The sequence below is a fragment of the Streptomyces sp. C1-1 genome (assembly GCF_050214755.1).
Lineage (GTDB): Bacteria > Actinomycetota > Actinomycetes > Streptomycetales > Streptomycetaceae > Streptomyces.
Genome location: NZ_CP189826.1, coordinates 758827 through 784479 on the forward strand (window position 1 = coordinate 758827; position 25653 = coordinate 784479).

Sequence of the window (25653 nt, forward strand, 5' to 3'; positions counted from 1 at the left end):
GCGCCTCTTCGCCGGGGATCGGTCGCCGTCAGCTCCCGGTGACGCGGGAGGCCAGCTCGGCCGCGGCCGAGGCCAGGGTTCCCTCGAACAGGGTCTTGAGGTCGTAGTCGGCGCCGAAGGCGTCCTTGGCGCGCTCACCCAGCACCAGGGCAAGCATGGAATGACCGCCCAGGTCGAGGAAGTTGTCGTCCTCGGTGACCTCCGGCTCCTCCAGGATTTCGGCGACCCACTCAAGCGTCCGGCGTCGAACCGTCGCCGCGTCAGGTGCGATGCGTGCATCGGGCATTTCTTGCGTTCTCCCGTCGGTTGATCCGGGGCCCCATCTCGGGTAGCGCCTGCCGGCGCTGCCCACAGGCCCGGAAAGTCCCCTCAACGACTGCGCATCTCAAGCTCGACCAGGCTTTTCGGCCGCATGTCCGTCCAATGTGCATTCACATAATTGAGGCAGGAATCGCGATCCGCCGACTCGAGGACCATGGACCAGCCATCCGGAACCTCCACGAATGCCGGCCAGATCGCATGCTGCATCTCGTCGTTGACGAGCACGTGAAAGACTCCGTCCTCGGCATCGAACGGATTGACCATTGAGCTGTCTCACCAACTTTCAGACGGGTGAACCGTGTTCGAGGCGAGTGAGGACCGGCATGGATGGCCATGGCGCCGAATGCGCGGCGCACTCCGACCTGAAATGCGGCAGACAACCTGAAGTCGGAAGCGGAAATGACTTTCTGCTGTCGAGAAAAGCCTCTGGCGAGTTTCATGGCGGCCCGAACGCCACCGACCGACTCCGTCAGGGTAGCGCAATTTCCCTTTCCGTCGACTCCCCGCTCGTACGCCCGTCCGGGAAGCTCCGCGGCGGCCTCCGTACCGTCACCGTGCGAGGAAGCGGGGCCGGAACTGGACACGTCGGCATGTGATCGGTAAACAGGCAGGCGAAGCCACTGGTGACGAGGGTTCTTCTGATCGAAGGCCTGACTACCAGCGGCTTCGCTACGTTGCCAGCTCAACTGGCAAACCACTGCGGCAGGTTGGAAGAATCCGTGTCCGATAGTGTCGAGGTGACCGACGCAGCGAATGCGTCCCCCACGCCGTTGAGGCACCTCTTAGGCGGGCGGTTCGGCTGGTTCTACGCAGGCCGCACCGTCGATCTCGCCGGCTCGTCCATGACCACCGTCGCCCTTGCCCTCGCCGTGCTCCAGGCGTCCGGCAGCGCGACCGATCTCGGCATCGTCCTCGCCGCCAACATGATCCCCACCCTGGTGCTCCTGCTCCTGGGGGGTGCGGTGGCCGACCGCGTCAGCAGGCGAGCCGTGCTCATCGTGACCAACCTGACGACCGCTGCCGTCATGGCCGTGATGGCCGTCATCCTGATCACGGATCGCTACGACCTCTTCGTGATCTCCGGCCTGGTTCTCGTCAGCGGAGCCGTCAGCGCCTTCTCCCAGCCCGCGCTGCGCGGCATCGTCCCCGAACTCGTCGAGCGCAGGGACCTGCAGCGCGCCAACGCGCTCCTGGCCAGCAGCCAGAACGCCGTGCGCATCCTCGGTCCGATGATCGCCAGCGTCCTGGTGGCCACGGTCGGCGGCGGGTGGGCCCTCGCGGCCGATGCCGCATCCTTCGTCCTGGCCGCCGCGGCGTTCACTCGCATCCCCGGGGCGAGCCGGCCGCCGGCGGCGGACCGGCCGCTGTGGCACGACCTCGTCGAAGGCTGGTCCGTCTTCCGGTCGATGCGCTGGGTGGTCATCATGACCGTCTCGTTCGCCCTCGTGAACGCCTTCAACGTCGGCCCGTGGAACGTCTTGGGGCCGCAGGTGGTGTCCGGGAAGGACGGGGCCGTGGGCTGGGGCACCGTGCAGACCGTGCGAGCGATCGGGCTGCTCGTGATGAGCGTCGTCGCCGTGAAGATCGTCCTGCGCCGACCGCTGCGGGACGGGCGGATCTGGGGAACCCTTGCCGGCCTTCCCCTGCTGGCGGTCGGCTTGTCCGGGGAGGCCTGGATCGTGGCCGTGACCGCATTCGTCGGCGGCCTCGGCTTCACCGTGGCAGCCATCACCTGGGAGAGCACCCTGCAGTCGGCTGTCCCGGAAGAGTCCCTCTCGCGGGTCGCCGCCTACGACGACCTGCTGTCCTACCTGGCGATTCCCCTGTCCCAGCTGGCCATGGGACCGCTGGCCGCGCACTACGGGGCGAAGTCGGTGAGCGTCGCCTGCGGTATCGCCTTCATCGTCGTCTGCCTGTTGCCCCTCATGAGCCGGGACGTCCGCGAACTCCGCACGTGATGGCCCCATGGCCCGTCATCGGCGCTCCCCGAACCAAGCGTCATAGCGGCGCGCTCCATGCGCGTTCGGCACGAGCCTGACCGGGCGACCGGCCCGATCGCCGAGCTCCGCGACCGACTCGATCTCCGGCGTGTCCGCACTGTCGTCCGAGGCGAGTCGGCGTTCGACGTCAGCAGCGGTGTCACCCGGCGCCGCGTCGGCGAGCAGCCCGCACAGCGCGAAGGGCGTCATCAGACGGGAGTTCGGGATTCCCGTGACGGTCAGCGGCTCCGGTCCGGGCCGTTCGAGCTGTTCCTTCAGGTCGGCGAGGCCGCCGACCCCGTCCCACGGCACGGCCTCACCGTGGGCGGCGAAGGCGTCGAGCTCGGCGGCTCTCCCGGCACCCAGGAGGGTGACGTCGTACCGGAAGGACGTCAGCTCGTTGCGTGCCGAGCCGCGCTTGAGCTCGAGTACGACGTCCATCCCGGCGTCGGCCGCGAACGCGGCGAAGAAGTCTCCCGGCACGCACAACTCTCGATCCGTCTTCACCCGGTGCCGGACCAGCTCGGCCAGCTCGGCCACGGGAGTGTCGGCCGCGGCGTGGTGAAGGACGACCGTGGCGTGAAACGCCTCGAGCAGAGCCGGGTCGCGGACGTCTCCGATGAACACGGCACCTTCGGGCCCTGTGATGCGGGCGGCTTCGGTGAGTACCCGGCGCAGGTAGGACAGGCCGGGAAAGTACTGCACGACCGAGTTGAGAACGACGGTGTCGAACTCCCCGGCCCGCACGTCGGCCAGGCCGTCCGCGTCACCGACCCGCAGACTCACGTGGTTCCACCCGTCGTCCAGTTGCCGGGCCGCCGCCTGGATCGCCGCCGGGGCCACGTCGATACCGACGTAGCGCTCCGTGCGATGTGCGAGGCTCCGCAGGATCGAGCCGGCCCCGACGCCCACGTCCAGTACCCGACGCGGTCGGGTCGACTCGATCCGACGCACGGTGTGGTGCAGCCATGCGCGCATCTCACCGACGGGTATGGGATCGCCCGTGTAGCTGCTGCGCCAGCCGGCGAACTCGGCGTTCGGCTCCTGCGTGTACGCGGCGTCCCAGACACGGCCCCAATTCCTGCGGTGGTCGGATTCCGTGCCCGACACGGTGTGGGCCCTCCCCGCGAGCACCGGCTGGACGTAGGCGACGAGCTTGTGAGAACCGTCGGTTCCCCGCTGCGCGACCACGGCGGCCGCCCGCACGTCGGGAGAGGTGGACAGGACGGCCTCGATCTCGTCGAGCTCGATCCGCACCCCGGAGATCTTGACCTGCCGGTCGAAGCGGCCGACGAACTCAAGCGCGCCGTCCGACCGGCTGCGCACCCTGTCGCCGGTTCGATACCAGCGTCGCGACGCATCACCTGCCTCGTCGACGAACCGCTCCTCGGTGCGGTCCGGCAGGCGGAAGTAGCCGGCCGTCACACAGGGGCCGCCGACCCACAGCTCTCCCACCTCTCCCGGGACCACCTCGAGGCCACGGTCGTCGACGACCCGGAGGCGGGCGTGCCCGAGAGCCGCCCCGACAGGGATCGCGGTGCCCCGGGCTTCCTCTGCCGTGACCTCGTGAACAGCGCACCAGACGGTCGCCTCAGTGGGCCCGTACATGTTGCACACCCGAACGTCGGGAAGGGCCGCCACCAGCCGCCGAGCGAGCCCCACCGGGAACACCTCACCCCCGACGGACAGCACCCGCAGACCGCACAGCGACCGCAACGTCTCCTCGTACGAAGCGATGGCCGACAGCAGGGACGGCGTGGCCTGGAAGAGCGTGGGCCGGAAGCGCCGTATCAAATCCCGGAGACCGCCGTCGCTGTGGGGGTCGAGGCGGTCGACCATCCGGTCGGGGCTCACCACACTCGCCCCGCCGCGGGTGAGCGGCCAGAACAGCTCCATGACGGCGATGTCGAACGAAACACTGGTCACGGCGAGAAAGGTGTCGTCGAACGGGGTGCCGAAGGTTTCGTCGAGGGCGTCGAACAACGCGGCCACGTTGGCGTTGGTGACGACGACGCCCTTGGGCCGACCGGTCGATCCGGAGGTGTAGATGACGTAGGCCGGGTCCTGGGGGGACGCTGTGGGCAGCACCACCTCGGCCTGGCTCGATCCGGCCGCCCGGGGGGTGACATGTACCGCTGGGACGGAGAAGCCGGGGCCGCTCGCATCCGTGACCAGGAGTACGGGATCGGCGTCCTCGACTATCGCCCGCAGCCGGTCCTTCGGATAGCCCGGATCGAGAGGGACGTACGCCGCCCCGGCGGCGGACACACCGAACAACGCCACCACCAGGTCGACGCCTCGCTCGACCATGACACCGACCCGATCGCCGGGTCCCGCTCCTCGGTCGACGAGTCGGCGGCCCAGGCCCTCGGCTCTCGACACCAGCTCGCCGTACGAGAGCGTGGTCGCCCGATCGGACACGGCCGGCCGCGAAGGGTCGTCCAGCGCCACTGCTCTGAGCTGCGCAAACAGCGAGCCTGACACGGTCTCACGTCCTCCGGGTTCGTGGTACTGACCCGAATTCCAGGAGCCGGGCCAGGCCCTGACGGTCATTCATCAAGCCCGCGTGGTTGTAGTCCGCGCAGAAGAACAGCCAGCACGATCCGATCTGCTGTGCCGTACGGAACTGCTGTGCGGCCGGGACGTAGAGGTCGTCCATGGCGGCCACGGCGTACACGGGCACGGTGTTGCGCGCCAGCTGCGGCAGGTCGTACAGGCTCTTCCACCCGGTGTACCGGGCAAGCTCGTCCGCGACCTCGGCGAACGGTCTCAGACCGCCGATCTGACGGAACATCCAGGGGAAGGCCACCTCGCCGTAGAAGTGGAACGGCCGCGCGTGGTCGCCGAACGCCGGTTCGTCCGCGTAGAGACGGTCCGCGGCCCAGCGGGTGGCCGAGCCGGGCATTCCGTAGATGTACTCCTGCAGATAGAACAGGGGCGCGCTGGACATGTCGGTCGCGGCCACCGCCTTCACGAAGGCCTCGGTCAGGTCGTCGCCGTCCCAGGCGTTCTGGACGAGGTCGTGGACCGCCTCCATCCCGCCGTCGAACCCGAACTTCAGCCCGAGCATCCTCAGGCGCTCGGGCGACAGCCTGTCCCCCGTCGGGAGAAGGACCTCGTGTTCCCGCAAGTGGTCCACGATCCGGTCGATGATCTCTCCGTCGCCGGGGTACCTCTCGTGGTACTCGGCGTTCATCTTCTTGCTCATCGCCAGGGTGTCCCGCAGCACGTCGTCGGCGGTACTGACCGGACCGATGAGCCCGCTGGAGATGAACGCCCGGTCGATCCGGTCGGGGAAGTGGGAGAGGTAGGTCAGGGCGATGGAGCCGCCGTAGCTCTCCCCCAACAGCGTCCAGCTCCCGATGCGCAGGATCCGCTCCCGCAGGAACTCCGCGTCCCGGACGATGGCGTCCGCCCGGAAACACCGCAGTCGCTCCAGCGCGGCGGTCGCTGTGAGGCCCGCGATGGAATCGGCGGTGACCGGTGAACTGCGGCCGCAGCCGCGCTGGTCGAGGAGCACCACCTGGTAGCGGTCCAGTGCGGCGTCCAGCCACGTCGGGATCACGTTGCGCGGATCGGGGCACTGGCCGCCCGGGCCTCCTTGGAGGAAGAGCAGATACGGAAGGTCATGGGCCGCGTTCTCACGGCGCACCACACTCTGGGCGAACACGGTGATCGACGGGCCGGCCGGATCGTCGTGGTCGAGGGGGACCTCGAAACGATGGGTGTCGACGACGACGTCGGCGTTGTCCGCGTTCCTCGCGACCGGTGAGGAACACGCCAGGATGTTTCGGATCGTCGGGTTGCGGCGCAGGCGAGCGCCGTCGACGTGTCGCCCGGTCCGCTCCGTCCATGCCGCGCATGCCTTCACCAGGATCAGGGAGCCGGCGCCCAACCGCGTCAGGTCCTCGTCCAGGTCGATGTGGACCCGGGACAGCTCCGCGGTGAAGAACCGGACCAGGAAGTCCAGGTCGTCCGTGGTCGCCTCGTCATCGTCTTCCGGCAGTTGTGCCGGTCCTTCCACGGCTGTCCCGGCGGCGGCGAGTCGCCCGAGCGCGGCTCTGTCGACCTTGCCGTTGGGCAGCGCCGGAAGCGTGTCGACGAACACGAACTCCGTCGGGACGGCCTCGCGGGGCAGGAAGGACGCGAGGTGGTCACGCAGCCGTGAGGTCATGTCGGCCGGGTCGTCCTGTTCGGGTTCGTCCGCCAGCCGTCCGTGTCCCTCGTGTGTCCGCTCACTCATAGCGACTCCGCAACCGCTTCTCGCCGTACTCCGTGCGGAACAGCCCGCGCTTCTGCAGTAACGGCACCACTTCGTCCACGAAGTCGACGAGGCCGACCGGGAACACCGGCGGCATGATGTTGAATCCGTCGGCCGCACCGCCCTCGATCCAGGTCTCGATGACATCGGCGATGCGCTCCGGTGTGCCCGTGACCACGAGATGGCCGCGCCCGAAACCCTGCAGGGCGATGATGTCGCCGACCGTGACTCCGCCACGCCGGGCTATGCCGGTGATCAGCTCGTAGGTCGTGCGGTTGCCCTGGATGCTGTCCGCGGAGGGCAGGCGGTCCACGGGAAAGGGCGCGTCGGCGGAGCAGTCGGTGAGATCGACGTTCAGCATCATCGAGATGTGCTCAAGGGCGTAGTCCGTGGCCTGCATCTGAATGAGTTCACGTTTCTTCTGATCCGCCTCGGCCTGGGTCGAACCGACGATCGGGAGCAACCCGGGCAGCACCTTGAGCGTGCGTCCGTTGGCCGCGGCGCGTCGGCGCATCTCCGTGCGGAACCGCGCGGCGTCGTCCACGTTCTCCTGCACCGCGAACACGGCGTCGGCATGACGGGCGGCGAACGACCTGCCGGCCTCCGAGGCGCCCGCCTGCACCATGAAGGGGCGGACCTGCGGGGAGCGCTGGATGTTGAGCGGCCCGCGGACCTTGAAGTACTCGCCTTGATGCTCGACGAGATGAATCCGGTCGGGGTCGGTGTAGTGACCGGTGGATCGATCCCGGATCACCGCGTCCTCGTCCCACGACTCCCACAGCCGGCCCGCCACCTCGAGGAATTCCTCGGCACGCTCGTAGCGCTCCCGGTGGGAGAGCATCTTCGACCTGTTGAAGTTCCTGGCCTCGTTGACGCTGTTGGACACGACGATGTTCCAGCCGGCGCGCCCACCCGAGATGTGGTCCAGCGACGCGAACATGCGCGCCAGGTGGAAGGGCTCGTAGTACGACGTCGACGCCGTCGCGATCAGCCCGATGTGCTCGGTCCCCAGAGCGAGAGCACCCAGGAGGGTGAGCGGTTCGAGCCCGGCACAGTAGTTGCTGCGCGGCTTGTGCCACAGTGCGTCGGCGATGAACACGGAGTCCATCAGCCCCTTTTCCGCGATGCGCGTGAGCTCCAGGCAGTAGTCGACGTCTGTGACGCGCACCGACTCGCACTCGGGGTGCAGCCAAGCGGAGTCGTGATGGCCCGGGAGCAGCATGAACAGGTTCAGGTGGATGCTCAAGGATCTGACTGCCTTCGCCTCATCGGAACGGGTGATCTTCGTTCCTGGGTGGTCACGGCATGCTCTTCGCCTCGTGCATCTCGGCCACCCGTCGAATGGCGTCCTCCACGCGCTTCTCGCAGTGCTCGACGTCGTCTCCTTCGATGACGGCCCAGGCGACGGCTATCGAGCTGGTCTTCATCTCCTTCATGACCTCTCCCGGCCGAACCTTCATGCGAAGGTGCCTGACCCCGGGAAGGCCTTCCAGATCGGCCCGGGTCACGCCGTTGCGGAAGCCTGACTTGACCGGAAGACATACGAAGCCGAAGACGCCCGTGGGTTCGAACTCGGGCGGCGTGACGTCGGCACCGACATGGGCGCGCGCATGCGCCGCCCAGAGACCGACGCCGATGCTGTGCAGTGCGCTGACGCTGATCAGGCCGCCGGCCGGGCGCCAGCCGAGTTCGCCGGCGACGAACCTGCCGGGTTCCCCGAACACCTCGAGATGAAATGCGCCGCACTCGCCTCCGAGTGCCGACCGGCAGCTCTCCGCGAACGCCCGTGCCTCGTCGTAGAGTTCGGGGTACTGCTTGGCGGGGAGGGCGATGGAGCGAAACGGGCTTCCGGACTTGGTCTCGATCGCGGGCGTCGCGTCACGCGACACCATGAAGCTTTCGATGCGGCCGTCGGCGACGACTCCGTCGAAGTGCCATTCATCCCCCGACTGCCACTCTTCGACCATGCAGGTGTCCAGCTCGGTGTCGGCGCTGAGCCGGCTGTACAGCTCCTCGACCGTGTCGACGCGGTACACCAGATGCGAACCGCCGTCCGCCGTCGGCTTCACCACGTACGGTGGGTTCAGGTCGCCCAGACCGGAGCGCAGCGCCGCTTCGCTGGTCGGCTTCTCGGCGAAGACCCTGTAGCGTGCCGTGGGGACATGGTGGCGCTGCCAGAGGGTCTTCTGCAGCGGCTTGTCGCGTCCGGCGAGGGCGACCGCGGGGTCCATGCGCTTCTGAAGCCCGAGGATCTCGTTCAGGATGGCGGCCGTGGTCACCGCGAACTCGTGACCGGGGATGACGACGTCCACCTTGTCGGCCACGCCGAGGTGGACCAGGGCCGCCCAAGCGAGTTCCGGCCGGTCGAACGACGGCAGGAAGGCACAGTGCGTGGTCAGATCCCGGCAGCCTTCGAGCACCACCCGGTCGTGTGCCACGTACAACACGGTGACGGAGTGTCCGATCCTGACCAGCTCTTCGATCGCTTCTTGTTCGGCACCGAGAAGAACCGCGTGCACGCCTACCAACCCCTTCAGTCCGATCAGCGTTGCCGCTCAGGTCATCGCTCGAGACACACCGGAAGAACGTCCAGGCTCCGCACCGTTGCGGTGACGCGTCGGGTGGGCTCGGCCGCGAGACGCAGCCGCACGGCGTCATCGCGCAGGGCGTTGATCATCGCGGAGATGCTCAACTTGCCGAACTCGGAACCGAAGCAGGCGTGCGGTCCCGAGCCGAAACCGAGATGCGGGTTCGGGCGGCGATCCAACTTGATGTCGTGTGGATCTTCGAAAACGCGGGGGTCGCGATTGGCGGCGGCCAGCAGCGTCACCACGGAATCCCCGGCAGCGATGCGAGTTCCCTGGATCGTTGTTTCCTTCACCGCCACCCTGCTCGTCCCTTGCGCCGGTCCGTCGTACCGGACGAGCTCGTCGACGCCGGTCGGAAGAATCTCGGGCTCGGACACCTCCGTAAGGACTTCGGGCATTGCCGCCAGCAGGAGAGCCGCATTGCCGACCATGGCGAAGATCGTCCCGTAGCTCGCGTTGAACATCATCGCCGCGGAGTTTCGCATGTAGTGCCCGCCGAGGAACTCGTCATCCGCCCTCCGGATGAGCTGGGCGACAAGTCCGTCGTCCCCTTCGGGACGCGGGAACCAGCTCTCTCCGAGGTCGTTCAGACGTTTTCGGGCGGCGTCCCCCTCCGGAATGTTCTCCGGCGCGAGACCGGAGTCCATGCGCAGGGCGATGCCGTGCGAGATCTCCGCATAGTCGGACGCGTCAGGTTCGGGGACGCCGAGGAGGCTCGCGGAGAGGTGGAGCGCGAAGGGGGCGGCCACGTCCGACATCCAGTCGAACGGCTCGCCGGGGCGTCGAGCGGTCAGCGTGTCACGCAGGAACGCGACCGCGTCGTCGAACAGCTTCTTCCTGTCCTGTGAGCGCATCGCGCTCACCAGGAGGCGACGCAACGGCGTCTGCTCCGGCGGGTCCATCATCTGCACGTTCTGGCGGAACTCCGGGATCTTCTCTCCGTTGCGGCGGGGGTCCCTGGCGAACGTCTCGTGTTCCCGGAGCACACGCACGCAGTCCGCGTGCCGTACGACCACCCACGCCTCCATGCCCGCATGCCAGTGGATGGGCGTCTCTTCGAGCATCCTGGCATAAGTGGGATAGGGGTCTCGAATCATTTCGCTGCGCAGCGGATCGTAAACGGAAATGGGAGTCACCTTTTATCGCCTTTGATCGGAATATGATGTCGTCTAGGATCGCAGGTCGGAAAGAAATCCCTTGATTGCTGGAGCAGGGGCGCACGCTGCCCGCATCCGCATCGCTCGCATTTCACACGTCCGAAGAGGCAGATGCGCACGACGTACGCCCCGTCAGGTCACAAATCCTCTTTGTTCTCCGAGGATCCCGCCACCTGAACGCTGGCAATTGTCGCCAGCTCTTCACTTCTTTTTCAGTGGTTGTACGACATGATGCCACCCCCATTCTCGATGGCCAATGCGACGCTTCGCAGCATATTTTGCGGGAAGTGCAGTTGTCCAGTGTCGCTCTTTCATACAGGCACAACGCGAGCACTACGTTTTATCACCCGACATTTTCCGGGTGTTCGCGCACGCCAGAACGACGCCGACGACTCAGGCCGCCACGCGAAGCACTTCACCTGTGGGCGCCGCTTCAGCCCGAAGCAGAACCGTTCTTGGCAGAGTCGGCCGCACGGTGGCGCTCGGCCCGTTCGAGGGCCCGCGCGATCCCGGCCGGCGTCGGGTACTCGAACACGGCCGACACCGGCAGGGGCACCCCCAGCCGCTTTCGCACGCCGTGCACGACTCGCAGCGCGCCCATCGAGTGGCCGCCCGAGGCGAAGAAGTTCTGGTCGACGTCGGACACAGGTGTCCCCAGGACCTCCGCGAAGACGTCGCAGACTTCCTGTTCCACGGGGTGGGAAGGTGGTCGGCCGGCCTCCTCGGCCAGGGCGGGCAGAGCACCTCGGTCCAGTTTGCCGTTGGGGGTCAGCGGCAGACTCTCGACCATCCGGAATTTCGGCACCATGTGGTGCGGCAGGAATTCGGCCGCGTGGCGACGCAGGACGGCCGGCGTCAGTGTCGTGCTCGCCGGCACGACGTAGGCGACGAGGCGTTTGGCCGCCGTGCTGCGCTCGCGTACCGCGATCACAGCCACCTGCACGACCTGCTCGTGGCGTCGCAGGACCGCCTCCACCTCCCCTGGCTCGACCCGGAAACCCCTGATCTTCAGCTGGTCGTCCACCCGGCCGACGAACATCAATTGCCCGTCCGCCAGCCAGCGCACCACGTCTCCGGTCCGGTACATCCGGGTGCCCGGTTCACCGAAGGGATCGGGGACGTATCGGGCGGCCGTGGCGTCCGGTCGCCTGAGGTATCCACGGGCCAACTGGGCGCCGGCGATGTACAGCTCGCCCGGCACCCCGACGGGAACCGGCTTCAGCCAACGGTCGAGCACGTAGGTCCGCGTGTTGTCGATCGGCCGCCCTATCGGCGCCTCGGCCTGCCATGCACCGGGATCGGAGGGCAGGACGGCCGCGGTGGCCACGTGAGTCTCGGTCGGACCGTAGTAGTTCATCAGGCGGCGGTCTGGCGCGGCTCGTCGGAAGGCCGCCAACTCGGCGGTGAGTTTGAACGCCTCGCCGCCCTGGACCACATGCCGAAGCCGGGGCAGCCCATCGGCCGTGCCTCGGCCGGCGTCGACGATCGCCGCGAGAATCAGATTGGGCACGAAGATCTCGTTGACCTCATTCACCGCGAGCCACGTCACCAGCTTGCGCAGATCGCGTCGCGTCTCCTCCTCCGGGATCTCCAGGCATCCGCCGCGCACGGTGGAGATCAGGATTTCCATGATCGCCATGTCGAAGCTGATCGACGAGAAGTTGGCGGTCCGGTGTGCGGACCAGTCCTCCTTCTCCGACGCCCTCTGGTACCAGCTCATCAGGTTCACCAGCGCCGCACCGTGCATCACCACTGCCTTCGGCACGCCGGTGGACCCCGATGTGTAGATCACGTAGCAGGGATGCGCGGGCAACAACGGCCTGACACGGTCTTCGTCGGTCAGGTTCGTGTCCGCCATGCCGTGCGCGTGCACCGGCTCCGTCAACACGATGTGCGCACCGCAGTCCGCCAGCATGAACGAGACCCGCTCGGCCGGGTACTCCGGATCTATCGGGCAATAGGCAGCGCCGGCCTTCAGCGTCCCCCAGACCGCGACGACGAGGTCCACCGACCGTGGCATCGACAGTGCCACCACCGACTCCGGCCCGGCACCGCGGCTTGCCAGATGGCGGGCAACGCGATTCGCCTTCGCGTTCAGCTCGCCGTAGGTCAGCTCCGCATCACCGATCCGTACCGCCACCGCATCCGGTGTCTTGGCCGCCCTCGCTTCCAGCAGCTCCGGCACGCTCTGCCCGTACACCTCCCGCGCGGTGTCGTTCCAGCCGCTCAGAAGGGTTTCGCGTTCAGCAGTGGAGAGAACGTCGATGTCGCCGACGGCGAGCGTGGCGTCCGCGGCCACCGCGGTGAGGACCCGGACCAGCCGATCGACGATCGTCTCCACGGTCGTCCGATCGAACAGCTCCGTCCTGAACCGTGCCTGGCCGACGATGCCCACCGCGGTTCCGTCAGGTTCGTACCGCGTGTCGAAGTTGAAGCCCACGTCGAACTCGACCGCCCCGCAAGGACGTTCACTCGCGGTGGCGCGCAGCCCGTTCATCGCCCACCCGTGCTCCAGTGACCGCTGCGTCATGAAGACCTGGACCAGCGGATTGCGTCCCACGGCCCGTTCCGGGTTGACCGCCTCGACGACCTGCTCGAACGGGATGTCCTGATGTGCGAAGGCGGCCAGGTCCACCGCGTGTACCTCGTGGAGCAGATCGGCGAAGGTCGGGACGCCCGCGAGATCGGTCCGTAGCACGACGGTGTTCGCGAACTGTCCGACAAGGTCGTCCGACACCGCCTGAGTACGCCCCGCCACCGGTGTTCCGATCGCGATGTCCGTCTCACCGGTCAAGCGGCCGAGCAGAACGGCGAGCCCAGCATGGAGAACCGTGAACATCGTGATTCCGCTGCGTCGAGCGAGCTCGGCCAGCCGCGCATGCACCCCGGGTGCCACCTCGAACCCCACCGAGTCGCCACGGAAGTCCGGCTTCGCCGGGCGCGAGCGGTCGAAGGGCAGTCCGGTCTCGTTACCCAGCCCGGACAGGGCCGTCCGCCAGTACGTCAACTGCCGTGCCGCGAGGCTGTGCTGGTCCGCAGGGTCACCGAGCTGCCGCTGCCGACGGGAGACGTGATCGGCGTACCGAACCGCGGGCCGGGTCCGGTCCGGGGCGGCACCACGACACCGGGAGTTGTAGAACTCCACGAGATCCCGGCCGAGGGGGCCCACAGACCATTCGTCGCACGCTACGCGGTGCAACAGCAGCAGCAGTACGTGCTCATCCTCGGTGAGCTCGAACAGAGTGGCCCGCACGGGTGGCTGCGTCGCCGGATCGAAGGGACGCGCCGCCGCGACGGCCAGCTCACGCTCCAGCTCTGAGGGAGTAGCGCGACACACCTCAAGGAACGGCGAGGCCTGCCGCTCACCCAGAACACGTGGGACCGGACGCCCTTCCACATCAGCGAGAACGGTACGCAGGCTTTCGTGGCGCGCGACGACATCGGCCACCGCCGCCTCGAGCGCGGCACGGTCGAGCATGCCCTGCATCCGGACGGCGATCGGAAGGTCGTACGTGGGCGTGCCACCCGCCAATCGGTCCATGAACCAGATCCGAAGCTGGGCCGACGAGACCGGCGGCGGATCGAGCCGGCCGGCGGTTCGGAACGGCCCGGTCACGGCCGACGACGTGATGTCGTCCAAGGTCCACTCCCCTGTCTGTGCCTTCGTGACACGACCGACACCCAAGCGGACGGCCTCACTCACCCCACATGGCCGTGCTGAGTGTTCGACTGAAAACTTCTGTCACTCGTACACCTGCGCATCGCATCTGCATCGCACCGTGGTGCGGCGAGCCTTGCGGGACGAGCGGCCCGGGCACAGTCGCAGAAGCCGGGACGCGAGCCCCGGCGCGCCGTACCGGTTCACATTTCGAATGTGCGCCGAGACCATATCAGGCACCCCACCGAATCAACACCGCACCGCACAGCGACACTTGATGCGCGGTATTAGCGGACGTGGCGGACCCGGCATTCTGGCGCACGCGCCGATGCGTCCGCTAACCTCATGCGAGTCTCGGGCGGCATTGCACGGTCATGGGATCCAGTGCCCCGACAAACCCCTCATCGACGCACCACCACTGCGGCCAGAAACCGCTGAATCGCAAGCAAGGGGAATTTCATTGAGCACCTTGGAAAAAGCTCGCGCCGAGTACGAGGAAAACGGATACAGCATCATTCGAAACGCGATTCCCGTGAGCCTTGTGGAAGAAATACAGGCGCACGTGGCGTGGCTCACCGAACGGTATCCGGAACTGCGCCCCGAGCATTTGCATCACCCGCTGATCCGCAATGACGCCTTCTGGGTGCGGCTTGTCTCCGACCCTCGGCTGGTGGACATCGCGGAATTCTTCCTCGGCCCCGACGTCGCATGCTTCACGGCCCACTACATATGCAAGCCGCCCTACGACGGCCAGCCGGTGCTGTGGCACCAGGACGGCGCCTACTGGAAGCTCGACCCCATGCGGGCGCTGACCGTGTGGATCGCCGTCGACGAGTGCACCCGGGAGAACGGCTGCCTGCGCGTGATACCGGGCAGTCACCGCCTGCCGCTCTATCAACCCACCCGTCGGACGGACTCGCCGAACATGCTGTTCTCGGCATCCGACGAGAAGCTGGTCCAGGAATGGTCAGAGCGGTGCGGAATCGTCGACGTCGAGCTGAATCCGGGCGATGTCGAGATCCATCACCCCAACATCCTGCACTGCTCGGAGCCGAACACGTCCGCACGGCGCCGCTGCGGACTGGACGTCGGGTACATCCCGACAAGCACTCGGATCCTCAGCGACGGTCTCTATCTCGATCCGATCCTGGTCCGCGGCGAGCCCACCGCGGAGGTCAACACCTACCGACCGTATCCGCCCTATGTCCCCGGGGAAACCATCCCCTTCGCGGGCATGGAGGCGTGGGACGAAGAGATCGCGGTCCGCAACGCCGGCATCGCCGTCGACGGCGACAATTCGGAGACGCCGCTGCACGCCACGCACCGGATGATCGATCGACTGCGTGAAGGCACCGTCAAACGCTGAGAAACGCCCGGCGCCGGTGGGTGGGACGCTCGTCAGGTCAGCGGAGCCTCACGCCCCCGCGGCGGCTGTGGCAGTCCGCGGGGGGGCGACCAGATCTCGCCGGATGTTGCCGTAGGCGATTTGCACAGTAAGCTCCCTCGTGCCCTGGTAGTGGAAGCCTTCGACTGATGCACGTTCCGGACCCCCGCTTGTGCATGCCGCAGGTGTGATCGGCTGGACCATCACACAAGTCGCCCCGCAGTCGGCCGGACCTGTGGCCAATATTGACTGTATTTTTCCGGAGACTTGCAGCACGGCGTTTGCGGGTAAAGCAGGAGGAACAAGCTGTAGGCGGCCGTAAGTTGATCCAGAACACGAGGGGGAAACGGATATGGTTCAGGCCACACCATCACCTGGGATCACACTGCATCGGGATGCCAATGGCCTCCGCGACTCCAAGGAAGGTGAGTCGCCCGTACCCGAGGTGGGTGAAACGATCGGGGTGATACGGTGACGTCCGACAAGTCAGCACGGGCGACCCGTAGTTCTCGGACCGTGACAAGGGACTTCGCTCGAATCGACCGACTCCAGCCCGCCGATTCGCCCCGCCTCAATGGCGAGGACCCCGAACACATACGGCTCCTTGCCGAATCCGATGACGCTCTGCCTCCCATTCTGGTCCACCGCGACACAATGCGTGTCATCGACGGAATGCACCGATTACGGGTCGCTCAGCTGCGCGGAGACACCGAAATCCCGGTGGAGTGGTTCGACGGCAGCGACGTGGAGGCGTTCGCACGCGCCGTCCAGGTGAACGTGACCCATGGACTTCCACTCACACTGGCTGACCGGGAAGCCGCTGCCGTGCGCCTGATCGAGTCATGTGACGCCTGGTCGGACAGAGCGATCGCCCAGATGACAGGGCTGAGTGCCCCCACGGTCGGCCGCATCAGAGCACGCTCGCGGCCCGACCAGCAGTCCGCGGCACCATCCAGGATCGGCCGCGACGGCCGAGTTCGCCCGCTGAACAGTGCGGCCGGCCGTCAGCGTGCCAGCGAACTCATCGAAGCGGAGCCGAATCTGAGCCTGCGTGAGATAGCCAAGCGCGCGGGTATCTCCATGAGCACCGCACGAGACGTCCGTAAACGCCTCAACCGAGGCGAGAATCCCATCCCGGACAAGTTCTTGCCCGACCCTGATCCGGCATCCGCCACGGACAGCGGGTCGAGTCCCGGTCTGCGAACACTCTCCCTCGCCCAGCCGCCGATCGAAGGCTCCTATATCTCCAACTTGGACAGCCTGCAAAAGGATCCGTCGGTACGACTGTCCGGGGACGGCCGGTTCCTTCTGCGCTGGCTCAGCCTCCACGCCATCAGCGGTGAAAAACGGGCCAAGCTCATCAGGTCCCTTCCGGCCCACAGCAAGGTTCGCATCGCAGGCATGGCCAAATACTGCAGCCGGTGGTGGGCTGAATTCGCCGACGATCTGGAACAACAAGGGCGTCGAGACATATCGAAAACGGGTTGATCGACATCGCCGGCCGTCCGGAGCCTCTGGTGCGGCCATCGGTTCGTCGTTCGCCCTGATCCCAGCCTCGCGATCACCGCCACGCAGAGTGCGGTGAGGGCCGTCCCCCGAGAAGCCACCGCTTTCCGATCATTCTTGGGCTCGCAGATGCGGGTCACAGGGTCTCCAGGGCCTTGCAGCGTCGATCCTCTGCGACGCGGCAAGGCCCTTCTCGACGGGAGACGACTATGCCGGGAAAGTCCGCTATGGCCTTTCGTCGGTGTGTGACATAGGATGCCGGGAACCTCTGCCGGGATCGTGGCTTATGTCGCGATCAAACCTGTGCCCTGATCGGACCGCGGAGGTGCGGTATGTGGCGTTCACTCGCGTTCGAGAATCACAAATCTGCTTGGCGCCTGCAGGCCCTGTGCGTCGGCGAGGACCCCGAGTTGTTCTTCCCGCTGGCGGAGACGGACCGCGCGACAGCGCGTGCTCGCGCGGTGTGCCGACGGTGCCCGGTGCTGCTCGACTGCCGTGACTGGGCCATCCGCCACGGCGAGACGGACGGCATCTGGGGCGACACCACAGCGAGCCAGCGCAGAGCGATCCACAGCGCGGCCATCCGCAGGTGATCGGCCGCTCCGATGAGCGCCGGGGGCTCCCCCCTTGCCCGGATCCGGGCGCCGGGCGCCCCGTCCCGGGCCAGGCGAACCGCTTCCCAGGAAGCCCCTCACCCTCGCAGTCCTCATGCGGCGACCCCGTAGCACGATGTACGTCGGAGGTGCGGGGATGAGCGTGACGTGGGCGGCGACGGCACTGCAGTCGGGGCGGTTCTGCGCAGTGGAGAGGTGTTCTGAAATCTCGGAGCTGGCGGATCACTTCCACGCACTGCGCTCCCGTGGTCAGGGGTACCTCGAAGTCCGTCTGCCGAACGCCGAGCTTCCCTTGCTGGCTCTTGGCTTTCGAGGTGATCTGGGAGTCCTCCATCTGTTCGATGAGGCCGAAGGGTCGTCCTTGCTGGTCGGCGACGGTATCGCCGCGGCGGAGGCCGTCGTCGACGTCCCCGTTGCGGATGACCTGGCCGCGTTCAGCGGCGACTTCGTCATGTCTGTCGACCGTGCTTGGGAGCTGGTACGCCGCTTCGTCGCGACGGGGGTACCCGGCGGACTGGGCGAGTGGTGTGACCTGTGATCACGCGTCGAGGTCGTCGAGTGGGGCGTCGGCCGAGCGGGCAGCGGTCGACGATCACAGGAACCGTCGGACAGGAGTGACCGCCGCCTCCTTGGCGCGCTGCAGTACGGCCCGTCGTCTCCAGCGGTTGAGGTCGATGTCGACGCTGTGCCGGAGGTCCGCCTCGTAGTCGCGGTCGAGGGAGGCGGTGAAGTTCTCGTCCAGTACCGCGAGCATGACCTCCTCGTCGTGGTCCATGGACCGGCGGTTGAAGTTGGTGGAGCCGATCAGAGACGCCACCGAATCCACCGTGATGATCTTGGCGTGCATCATGGTCGGCTGGTACTGCCGGATACGCACGCCTGCTTCCAGCAGGCGCGTGTAGTGGTGCTGGCCCGCGAACTGGCAGGCGCGCTGATCGGTGTGCGGCCCGGGCAGGAGGATCTCCACCTCCACACCGCGCCGGGCCGTCTGGCACAGCAGGTCGATGAAGTACGTGTCGGGCGCGAAGTAGGCGGTCGCCAGCCGGAAGCGTTCCTCGGCGGAGGTCAGCATGACGCGGATGAGGGTCTGCATGTCCTGCCAGCCGATGCTGGCCGACCCGCGCACGACCTGAACGACGGACGAACCGGGCTGCTCGTGTTCGGTGAAGCGGTCGCGGTCGTCGAAGAGCTCGTCGTGGCACTCGGCCCAGTTCTGCGCGAACGCGGCGGCAACCCCGTCGACGGCCGGACCGCGCACCTGCACATGGGTGTCCCGCCATTCGCCGGGGCCCCGGGCGTCGCCGCACCACTCCTCCGCGATACCGACGCCGCCGGTGAACGCGGTGCTCTCGTCCACGATGAGGGCCTTGCGGTGGCAGCGGTGGTTCTGTTTGAAGGGTGACAGCCAGACGGGTCTGCGGAACCAAGCCACCTGTACACCCGCGTCGTCCATCTCTTCGAGCAACTGCTGCTCGATCTTCTGGGCGCCGAAGCCGTCCAGCAGCAGCCGGACCCGCACTCCCGCACGTGCCCGGTCGGCGAGGGCGAGCGCGAAGTCCCGGGCGATCTGTCCGCGCCAGTACACGAACGTCATCATGTCGATCGTGTGGCGAGCCGAACGGATCGCCCCCAGCATGGCGGGGAAGATCTGGTCTCCGTTGCGCAGCGGGACGAGTTCGTTGCCCTCGGTCGCGGCCACGCCGATGAGCCGCTCCAGGCGACGGCGCAGGCGGCGCTTGCGCGCGTCGAGTGCGGCACTGGTGGCGGGGGCGGGGGCTGCCGGTACGCCGTCGAGAATCACGTCTGTCTCCCTTTGACCTTGAGGGGCGGTTCGGTGCGGGCTGGCGGGCCAGGGTCTGTCCTTTGGATCTGCTCGGCGTCCGAACGACAGGTCCTGGCCCGAAAAGCCACTTGCCCGGCGAATACGGCGGCACTCCCGACGCCCGCCGTATTCGTGCCCGCCGCCCCCGGCCTCGGCGCTCCGGGCAGGAATCGCTCTTTTCTCCCATGCCGCTTCCGTTCCGGTGTCGGGTTCGCCAACTCACGGCCCCCACGCGTGACTTGCCTGCGCTGTCCGTCCACCTCGCCGCCGCCTCGACCGACTCCCCACCGACCGACCCGATCGCGGCGCGTCTGCACCGAAGTTCAGTGGGCATACGGCGGTGAGCCGGAGGACGCGCCTCGGGCCGGCCATCGCCGCGACACGTCGATCAGGGAGTACGGATGCCGACCGCCGTATCGGGAAGACCAGCCGAGTTGCCCGGGGAGAGACCCGCGGGAGGTCTCACAACTGCCGGCGCCGGCCGCACCGCACCGCGCGGAGTCGGCTGGTCCGTTCGCTGGATCGCGGCGTTGACCATCTGCCAGGCGGCGTTGATGGTGGGCATCGGTCTGCTGATCACCGGCCCCGCCCACCATCTGTGGCCGATGACGGTCGAGGACAAGGTCAACACCGGCTTCGAAGGGATGCGGACGCACTCCCTCACCGTCCTGTCGTGGTTCGCCTCCGAAGCCGGAAACACCGGGACGGTGATCGCCGTGACCCTGGTGAGCTGTCTCGGGCTGCTCTGGATACCGAGGCTGCCGATGTGGCGGCAGGCCGCCTTCCTCGCCCTCGCCGTGTCCTTGCAGTCACTGGTCTTCCTGGTCATCACGGTGGCGGTGGACCGGCACCGCCCCGAGGTGCACCGTCTCGACGGCTCGCTGCCCACGTCCAGTTACACCTCCGGCCACACCGGCGCCGCCACGGCGGTCTACGGCGGTCTGGCGGTCCTCGCGCTGTCCCGGCTGCGCAGCCCGTGGCGACGCGTCGTGGCCGGCGCACTGTTCCTCATCCCGATCGTGGTGGGCCTCGCCCGGCTCTACCGCGGCATGCACCACCCGACCGACGTCGTGGGCGGACTCGTCAACGGCGGCCTGGCGCTGTGGATCGTCGGGCGCGCCGTGCTCACGGACGGCTTCGTGACCGCTCCCCCGGCATCCGAGTCCGTGGAAACGGTAGAAGCCGCGGCGGAAGGGCTCGAACAGCGCACCGGCCACGCCGCGGTGATCTTCAATCCCACGGTCACCGATCAGAAGGACCGCGACGCTCTGCGACGGGTCCTCGAGCAACACGGTTACGGCGCACCGACCTTCATCGAGACCACCGCCGAGGACCCGGGTGGAGGCCAGAGCACCGAGGCGGTGCGCAACGGCGCGACCCTCGTCGTGGTCTGCGGCGGAGACGGCACTCTCCGGGCGGCGGCCACCGCCCTGGCGGGCAGCGCGGTGCCCCTCGCTCTGGTGCCCTGCGGTACCGGCAACCTCCTGGCCCGCAATCTGGGTCTGCCGCTGTCGCCCGTCGACGCCCTCGATGCCGCCCTGCGCGGCACCGTCCACAGCGTCGACCTCGGCCGCATCGAGGGCGACGGCCTGCCCACCACCCACTTCGCCGCCATGTGCGGCGCCGGCCTGGACGCGGCGATGCTCCAACGCGCCAACGCCGACGACCGGACGAAGGCCAACCTGGGCTGGCTCGCCTACGTCCTGGCACTCCCCCGGGTGTGGTCGCGCACCCCGCGGATGAGCGTGGACGTACGGCTGGACGGAGCCCCGGCTCATCGACGCACCGCCCGCATGGTGCTGATCGGCAACGTCGGTGCGGTGCAGGGCGGCATGCGGTTGCTGCCCGACGCCCGACCCGACGACGGGCGGCTCGACCTGCTGATCCTCGATCCGCGTGGTCTCGGCGGGTGGATCAGCGCCCTGTGGACCCTGCTGCGCGGCACCGCCACCCCGCGGTCGGCCGCCGACGCCCCCGCGGGCGAGGACGACAGCGCCCCGGTGGCCTTCTTCACCTTCCGGCACGCCGAGTTCACCTTCGACCACGACCAGCCGCGCGAACTGGACGGCGACCCCGTGGCCCGCGGACGGCGCCTGACGGTCGAGGCGAACCCGGGCGCCCTGAAGATGCTGCTGCCCGCACGGGGGAAGTGAATGGGTACCGCGACTCAGGTCCCCGAGACCCGGGACATGAGCGGAGAGGAACTGTCCGCCGACGAGGCCTGGGCCACGCTGCGCCGCTACGGCGGCTGGTCCCTGCTGCGCGACGCCTTCGTCCGCTTCCGCTACGCCGACGGCTTCAGCCACGCCCGTGCCCTCGCCCTGCAGACGGTCCTGGCGGTCGTCCCGCTGGCCATCGCCTTCGTCGGCCTGTCCACCAGCCTGCACACCGAGAACATCGGCAGGCTGGCGGAACTGACGATCCACCGGATCGCCCAGGGCCCCAGCGCGGAGGTCGTCGACGACGCACTCGACCGCAGCCGCCGCAACTCGGGTTCCGGCGCCGAGGTCGCCCTGTGGTTCGGCGCCGTCTTCTCCCTGATGAACGTCACCACGGCCATGTGCCAGATCGAGCGCGGCGCGAACCGCATCTACGGCAACGAACGCGACCGCCCCTTCCACCTCAAGTACCTGCGGGGCCTGGTGATGTCGCTCAGCGCCGGACTGCCCCTGGGCCTCGGGTTCGTCGTCATGGTCGCCGGGGACGACCTCGCTTCGGCAGCGGTGACGGTCTATCACTTCGACGACAGCACGCTGCGCGCCTGGACCATCCTGCGCTGGCCCTTCGGTCTGCTGCTCGCCCTGATCTCGGCGAGCGCCGTCTTCCGCCGTTCACCACGCCGCAAACAGCCCGGCTACACGTGGCTGGCCTTCGGCGCGGCCGTGTACCTCGTCCTGTGGATGACTCTGACCTGGCTGCTGAGCCTCTACCTGAACATCAGCGGCTCCTTCGACACCGTCTACGGCCCCCTCAGCGCGTTCATGTCGCTGCTGCTGTGGGCCTACCTCACGTCCATCGCCCTGTTGCTGGGCCTGTCGTTCGCGGCACAGCTGGAAGCGGTACGCGGCCGCCGCCCCGGGCCGATCCAGGAAGATCCGGGAGTCTGAAATGGGCACGTACGCCACCTTGCGACAACGACGTCGACGCTCACGGACGGCCGACCGCCGGTTCGGTGCCCGGCTGCTCGCCTCCGCCGGTGTCGCCGCCGTCAGCGCGGTCCTGTTCGGACTGCTTCTGATCCTCGTCGAGGACCGATGGCGGCCGCTGCGGCGTCTGGACACGGGCGCCGCGCAACGGCTGCACGCGCAGGTCCTCGACCATCCGGCGTGGAGGAGCGCACTGCACCTGTTGTCCGACTGGGTCTGGGACCCGCTGACGCTGCGCCTGGCCGTCGCCGTACTGACGATGTGGCTGCTGTACCGCCGGGCTTGGCGACTGGCGGCCTGGGCGGCGGTGACCGCCGTGGCCGGCGGGCTGATCGGGCTGCTGGTCAAGACGGTGGTCGAGCGGGCCAGGCCCGATCTGCAGGACCCGGTGGCCCATGCGCCGGGGTACTCCTTTCCCTCCGGCCATGCCATGACCGCCACCACGTCCTTCGGCATCTTCCTGCTGGTGCTGCTGCCATTGATACCGCGGGCCTGGCGGGTCGCGTGCTGGTGCGTCGCCGTGTTCTCGGTGGTCGGCGTCGGTTTCACCAGGGTCGCCCTCGGCGTGCACTGGTGCAGCGACGTGCTGGGCGGCTGGCTCCTCGGCCTCGCCGTCGTGACCGTCACCGCCTGGGCCTTCGAGGCTTGGCGTACGGACGTGGGCCGAGACCGCACAGCGGTGGCCGAGGGCCTGGAACCGGAGATCACCTGGGAAGAGCCCGAGCCCCGGTAGGCACCCGCCGCCCAGGATCGTCAGACGCTCTCGGGAACAGCCTGGGCCGGCGCCTCCGGTGACCGGCGGGTGAGGGGCAGCAGCACCGCCGAGACCAGCAGGGTGAGTATGCCGAGCAGCAGGACGGCCGAGGCCAGGGTGCCCAGGGTGCTCGTGGCGGCGAGCAGGGCGAGCGGGCAGGCGAACTCGCCGAGGAAGAAGGCCGACGTCCACAGTCCGGTGCCGCGCCCGCGGTCGGCGTATTCGAGCCGGGACAGCGCCACCGTCAACAGGGAGGGCAGCAGCATCCCGGTGCCGACGCAGTTGACGACGGCCCCGGCGATGAGAAGGGGAAGGTGATCGGTGGCGCCCATCAGGACGAAGCCCGCGGCGCACACGAGGAGCACGGCGGGAAGGCGGCGGCGCGCCCGGTCGGCGAGCCTGGTGAACAGCACCGACCCGAGGACGGTGGCGGCGCTGGCGAGCGCCGTGGCGGCGCCCACCACGCCGGTGGAGTGCACGCCCAGGTCGTCCATGAGGTAGGCCATCTCCACCGGCACGGTGTAGAAGACGGCCGCGCCGAAGACGGTCAGCAGGCAGATGCCCGCCATGCGCCGCAGCGGGAAGGGGCGCCGGTCCGCCGCCACCGACTCGGCGGCCGGCCCCGGGGTGGGCAGCGCACGGGCCATGACCGGGGCGAGCAGCACGCCCACGAGGTAGAGCCAGAAGGGCGCCCGCCAGCCCGCCGAGCCCAGCGCGCCGCCGAGGACGAAGAAGACCGTGGCGGACGCCGACGCGCACATGGTCTGCAGCGCGAGGTACCGGTCCCGGGTCCGTCCGGTGTAGTAGTCGCCGATGAGCGTCGTGCAGCAGGTCATGATGGCCGCTTCGGCGATGCCGACCAGGACACGGCTGGCCACGATGCCGTAGAGCGAGGACAGCCACAGCGGGGCGGTGCCGAACAGGGTGTACAGGACGGTGGCGGTGACCAGCAGGCGCTTGCGTCCGAGCCGGTCGACGAGGGCGCCGGCGAACGGGGCGAGCACGGCCAGCGAGAGGGCCGGGACGGTGAGGACGAGCGGGACGAGGGCGGCGTTGCCGGGGACGTACCGGAAGTGGTCCTGCATGCGCGGCAGCACCGGGGCGATCAGGACGGCGCCCAGGATCGGCAGGCAGCTGCCGGCCATCAGCAGCACGGCCGGCAGCTTGCTCCCGGCGACCGGGTCCTCCGTGTGTTGTTCATGAGCGGGCGGGGCGGCGGAAGCGGGCATGGCGGCACTCCGGAACATGGGCGGGGAAGGGCACCGCGCGGCGAACGGGCGGACGTGTGGTCGGCGCCCGGTAGCGGACTGCGGGCGGCGCGGCGGTGTGCCACGACTATGCGTTCCGGGCCTCGGCCTGCCCAGTCCCCCGGTCATCCAAGTTTGCGATGCGGCTGATCCAGCGCGTGGATGGCGGCGTTCAGCCGTCAGCCGCCCTTGCCCCTGCCCGGCTCTGTCCGGCTCAGCTCTCGGAGAGCAACCGCGTCCCGACCCGCGCGGCCGTCTCGCGCAGCCAGATGTGGGCCGCGTCGTGCGTGTGCACCGGATGCCACCACAACGCCTCCCGCAGCGGGACGGTTTCGTACGGCGGTTCCACCACGCGGACGGCGGCGATCGGTGCCAGCAGCCGGGCCAGGCGCGACTGCACGAGGGCGACCCGTCGGGTACCGGCCACCAGCAGCGGCAGCAGCTGGAAGCTGTCGACGGAGACCTCGACGCGCGGTTCGACGCCCAGCATGCCGAGCTGACGCACCGCGGGGGCGTCGTAGGTCCGCTGGTACGTCACCCAGGGCAGGCGCTCCAGGTCCTTGCGGGTGAGGCGGTCGCCGACGCTCGGGTGGTCGCGCGCCACGAGGAAGACCCAGCGGTCGTCGAAGAGGTCGGTGGCGGGGAAGTCGCTGATGACGCCGTGCGGCATGAGCAGCCCGTCGGTGGCGCTCAGCAGGGTGGCGGTGTCGTCCACGACGGTCGTCGGCGTGTGGGTGAAGCGCAGCCGGATGCCCGGAGCCTCCTCGTGCACCGCGCGGGCCAGTTCGGTGCCGAAGACGGCCACGGCGTAGTCGGAAGCCAGCAGCTTGAACTCGCGGTTCTCCTTGGCCGGATCGAAGTCCGCCTGGCTGGCGAAGAGCCGTTCCAGCACGTCGTAGGCGGTGGCGGTGCGGTCCAGCAGCATCTGCCCCAGCGCGGTGAGCTCGTAGTGGCCGCCGACACGGGCGAGCAGGTCGTCGTCGAAGTGCCTGCGCAGCCGGGCGAGGGCGGCGCTCATCGCGGGCTGGCTGAGGCCGACGCGCTGCCCGGCACGGGTGACGTTGCGCTCCTCCAGCAGAGCCCGCAGGGCGACGACGAGGTTGAGATCGAGACGAGCCAGGTTCATGCGCTTCCCTCAGCAGTGTGGCGCCGATCAGGGAGGCTATTCATGCGATGGATTGGGGTGATCCACATAATCTATTTCCCTGATCGCGGG

19 protein-coding genes are annotated in these 25653 nt (G+C 68.2%); 8 read left to right on the forward strand and 11 right to left on the reverse strand.

Annotation, left to right across the window (positions count from 1 at the left end):
• Window positions 1-28 precede the first annotated feature (28 nt).
• Both ACQF4J_RS03390 and ACQF4J_RS03395 read right to left on the reverse strand, forming a co-directional pair.
• The gene (locus ACQF4J_RS03390; RefSeq protein ID WP_351570110.1) at window positions 29-286 is read right to left on the reverse strand and encodes a phosphopantetheine-binding protein; all 258 of its coding nucleotides are present in this window, start codon (window positions 284-286) and stop codon (window positions 29-31) included.
• Window positions 287-369: 83 nt separating this feature from the next.
• Window positions 370-585 carry an MbtH family protein gene (locus ACQF4J_RS03395; protein ID WP_351570113.1) on the reverse strand — a complete coding sequence of 72 codons (216 nt, stop codon included), beginning with the start codon at window positions 583-585 and terminating at the stop codon, window positions 370-372.
• A gap of 473 nt (window positions 586-1058) precedes the next feature.
• Between ACQF4J_RS03395 and ACQF4J_RS03400 the strand changes: the two genes are divergently transcribed.
• Window positions 1059-2279, forward strand: coding sequence for an MFS transporter (locus tag ACQF4J_RS03400; RefSeq protein WP_351801087.1), 1221 nt, complete (start codon window positions 1059-1061; stop codon window positions 2277-2279).
• Window positions 2280-2294: 15 nt separating this feature from the next.
• On the opposite strand, the gene ACQF4J_RS03405 is transcribed toward ACQF4J_RS03400, so the two are convergent.
• The 6 genes from ACQF4J_RS03405 to ACQF4J_RS03430 form a co-directional block, all read right to left on the reverse strand.
• On the reverse strand, window positions 2295-4853 hold the full coding sequence (locus ACQF4J_RS03405) for an amino acid adenylation domain-containing protein (RefSeq protein ID WP_427164487.1): 2559 nt from the start codon (window positions 4851-4853) through the stop codon (window positions 2295-2297).
• Window positions 4789-6543: an alpha/beta fold hydrolase gene (locus ACQF4J_RS03410; RefSeq protein WP_351570122.1), complete on the reverse strand. Its 1755-nt coding sequence runs from the start codon at window positions 6541-6543 to the stop codon at window positions 4789-4791. Before ACQF4J_RS03410 ends, ACQF4J_RS03405 begins: the two co-directional genes overlap by 65 nt.
• On the reverse strand, window positions 6536-7807 hold the full coding sequence (locus tag ACQF4J_RS03415) for an LLM class flavin-dependent oxidoreductase (RefSeq protein ID WP_427164488.1): 1272 nt from the start codon (window positions 7805-7807) through the stop codon (window positions 6536-6538). Before ACQF4J_RS03415 ends, ACQF4J_RS03410 begins: the two co-directional genes overlap by 8 nt.
• A 52-nt stretch (window positions 7808-7859) precedes the next feature.
• Window positions 7860-9080, reverse strand: coding sequence for a hypothetical protein (locus tag ACQF4J_RS03420; protein WP_427164490.1), 1221 nt, complete (start codon window positions 9078-9080; stop codon window positions 7860-7862).
• 41 nt (window positions 9081-9121) lie between these two features.
• A complete protein-coding gene (locus ACQF4J_RS03425; protein WP_351570131.1) occupies window positions 9122-10285 on the reverse strand; it encodes a cytochrome P450 in 1164 nt (387 codons plus the stop codon).
• Window positions 10286-10739: 454 nt separating this feature from the next.
• Window positions 10740-13946, reverse strand: a complete 3207-nt coding sequence (locus ACQF4J_RS03430; RefSeq protein WP_427164492.1) for a non-ribosomal peptide synthetase — start codon at window positions 13944-13946, stop codon at window positions 10740-10742.
• A gap of 478 nt (window positions 13947-14424) precedes the next feature.
• On the opposite strand from ACQF4J_RS03430, the gene ACQF4J_RS03435 reads away from it, so the two are divergent.
• The 4 genes from ACQF4J_RS03435 to ACQF4J_RS03450 all read left to right on the forward strand — a co-directional run bounded on the left by ACQF4J_RS03435 (window position 14425) and on the right by ACQF4J_RS03450 (window position 18006).
• Window positions 14425-15330 (forward strand): phytanoyl-CoA dioxygenase family protein, encoded by a 906-nt coding sequence (locus ACQF4J_RS03435; RefSeq protein WP_351570136.1) that lies wholly within the window; start codon window positions 14425-14427, stop codon window positions 15328-15330.
• A 534-nt stretch (window positions 15331-15864) separates the two neighbouring features.
• Window positions 15865-16836, forward strand: a complete 972-nt coding sequence (locus ACQF4J_RS03440; protein WP_351570139.1) for a ParB/RepB/Spo0J family partition protein — start codon at window positions 15865-15867, stop codon at window positions 16834-16836.
• A gap of 350 nt (window positions 16837-17186) precedes the next feature.
• On the forward strand, window positions 17187-17447 hold the full coding sequence (locus ACQF4J_RS03445; protein ID WP_351801098.1) for a WhiB family transcriptional regulator: 261 nt from the start codon (window positions 17187-17189) through the stop codon (window positions 17445-17447).
• A gap of 157 nt (window positions 17448-17604) precedes the next feature.
• Window positions 17605-18006 (forward strand): hypothetical protein, encoded by a 402-nt coding sequence (locus ACQF4J_RS03450; protein WP_351570145.1) that lies wholly within the window; start codon window positions 17605-17607, stop codon window positions 18004-18006.
• A 54-nt stretch (window positions 18007-18060) separates the two neighbouring features.
• Here the strand turns inward: ACQF4J_RS03450 and ACQF4J_RS03455 are convergent, their stop codons facing one another.
• Entirely contained in the window at window positions 18061-19269 is a 1209-nt protein-coding gene (locus ACQF4J_RS03455; RefSeq protein ID WP_351570148.1) for a phospholipase D-like domain-containing protein, read from the reverse strand.
• Between the two features lie 422 nt (window positions 19270-19691).
• On the opposite strand from ACQF4J_RS03455, the gene ACQF4J_RS03460 reads away from it, so the two are divergent.
• Genes ACQF4J_RS03460 through ACQF4J_RS03470 form a run of 3 tightly spaced genes read left to right on the forward strand, consistent with a single transcriptional unit; the run spans window position 19692 to window position 23169 of the window.
• Window positions 19692-21443, forward strand: a complete 1752-nt coding sequence (locus ACQF4J_RS03460) for a diacylglycerol kinase family protein (RefSeq protein ID WP_427164495.1) — start codon at window positions 19692-19694, stop codon at window positions 21441-21443.
• Window positions 21444-22397, forward strand: a complete 954-nt coding sequence (locus ACQF4J_RS03465; RefSeq protein ID WP_351570153.1) for a YihY/virulence factor BrkB family protein — start codon at window positions 21444-21446, stop codon at window positions 22395-22397.
• Between the two features lies 1 nt (window position 22398).
• A complete protein-coding gene (locus ACQF4J_RS03470) occupies window positions 22399-23169 on the forward strand; it encodes a phosphatase PAP2 family protein (RefSeq protein ID WP_427164496.1) in 771 nt (256 codons plus the stop codon).
• Window positions 23170-23189: 20 nt separating this feature from the next.
• Here the strand turns inward: ACQF4J_RS03470 and ACQF4J_RS03475 are convergent, their stop codons facing one another.
• Window positions 23190-24419 (reverse strand): MFS transporter, encoded by a 1230-nt coding sequence (locus ACQF4J_RS03475; RefSeq protein WP_351570159.1) that lies wholly within the window; start codon window positions 24417-24419, stop codon window positions 23190-23192.
• A 232-nt stretch (window positions 24420-24651) separates the two neighbouring features.
• Window positions 24652-25563 (reverse strand): LysR family transcriptional regulator, encoded by a 912-nt coding sequence (locus ACQF4J_RS03480; protein ID WP_351570162.1) that lies wholly within the window; start codon window positions 25561-25563, stop codon window positions 24652-24654.
• Window positions 25564-25653 lie beyond the last annotated feature (90 nt).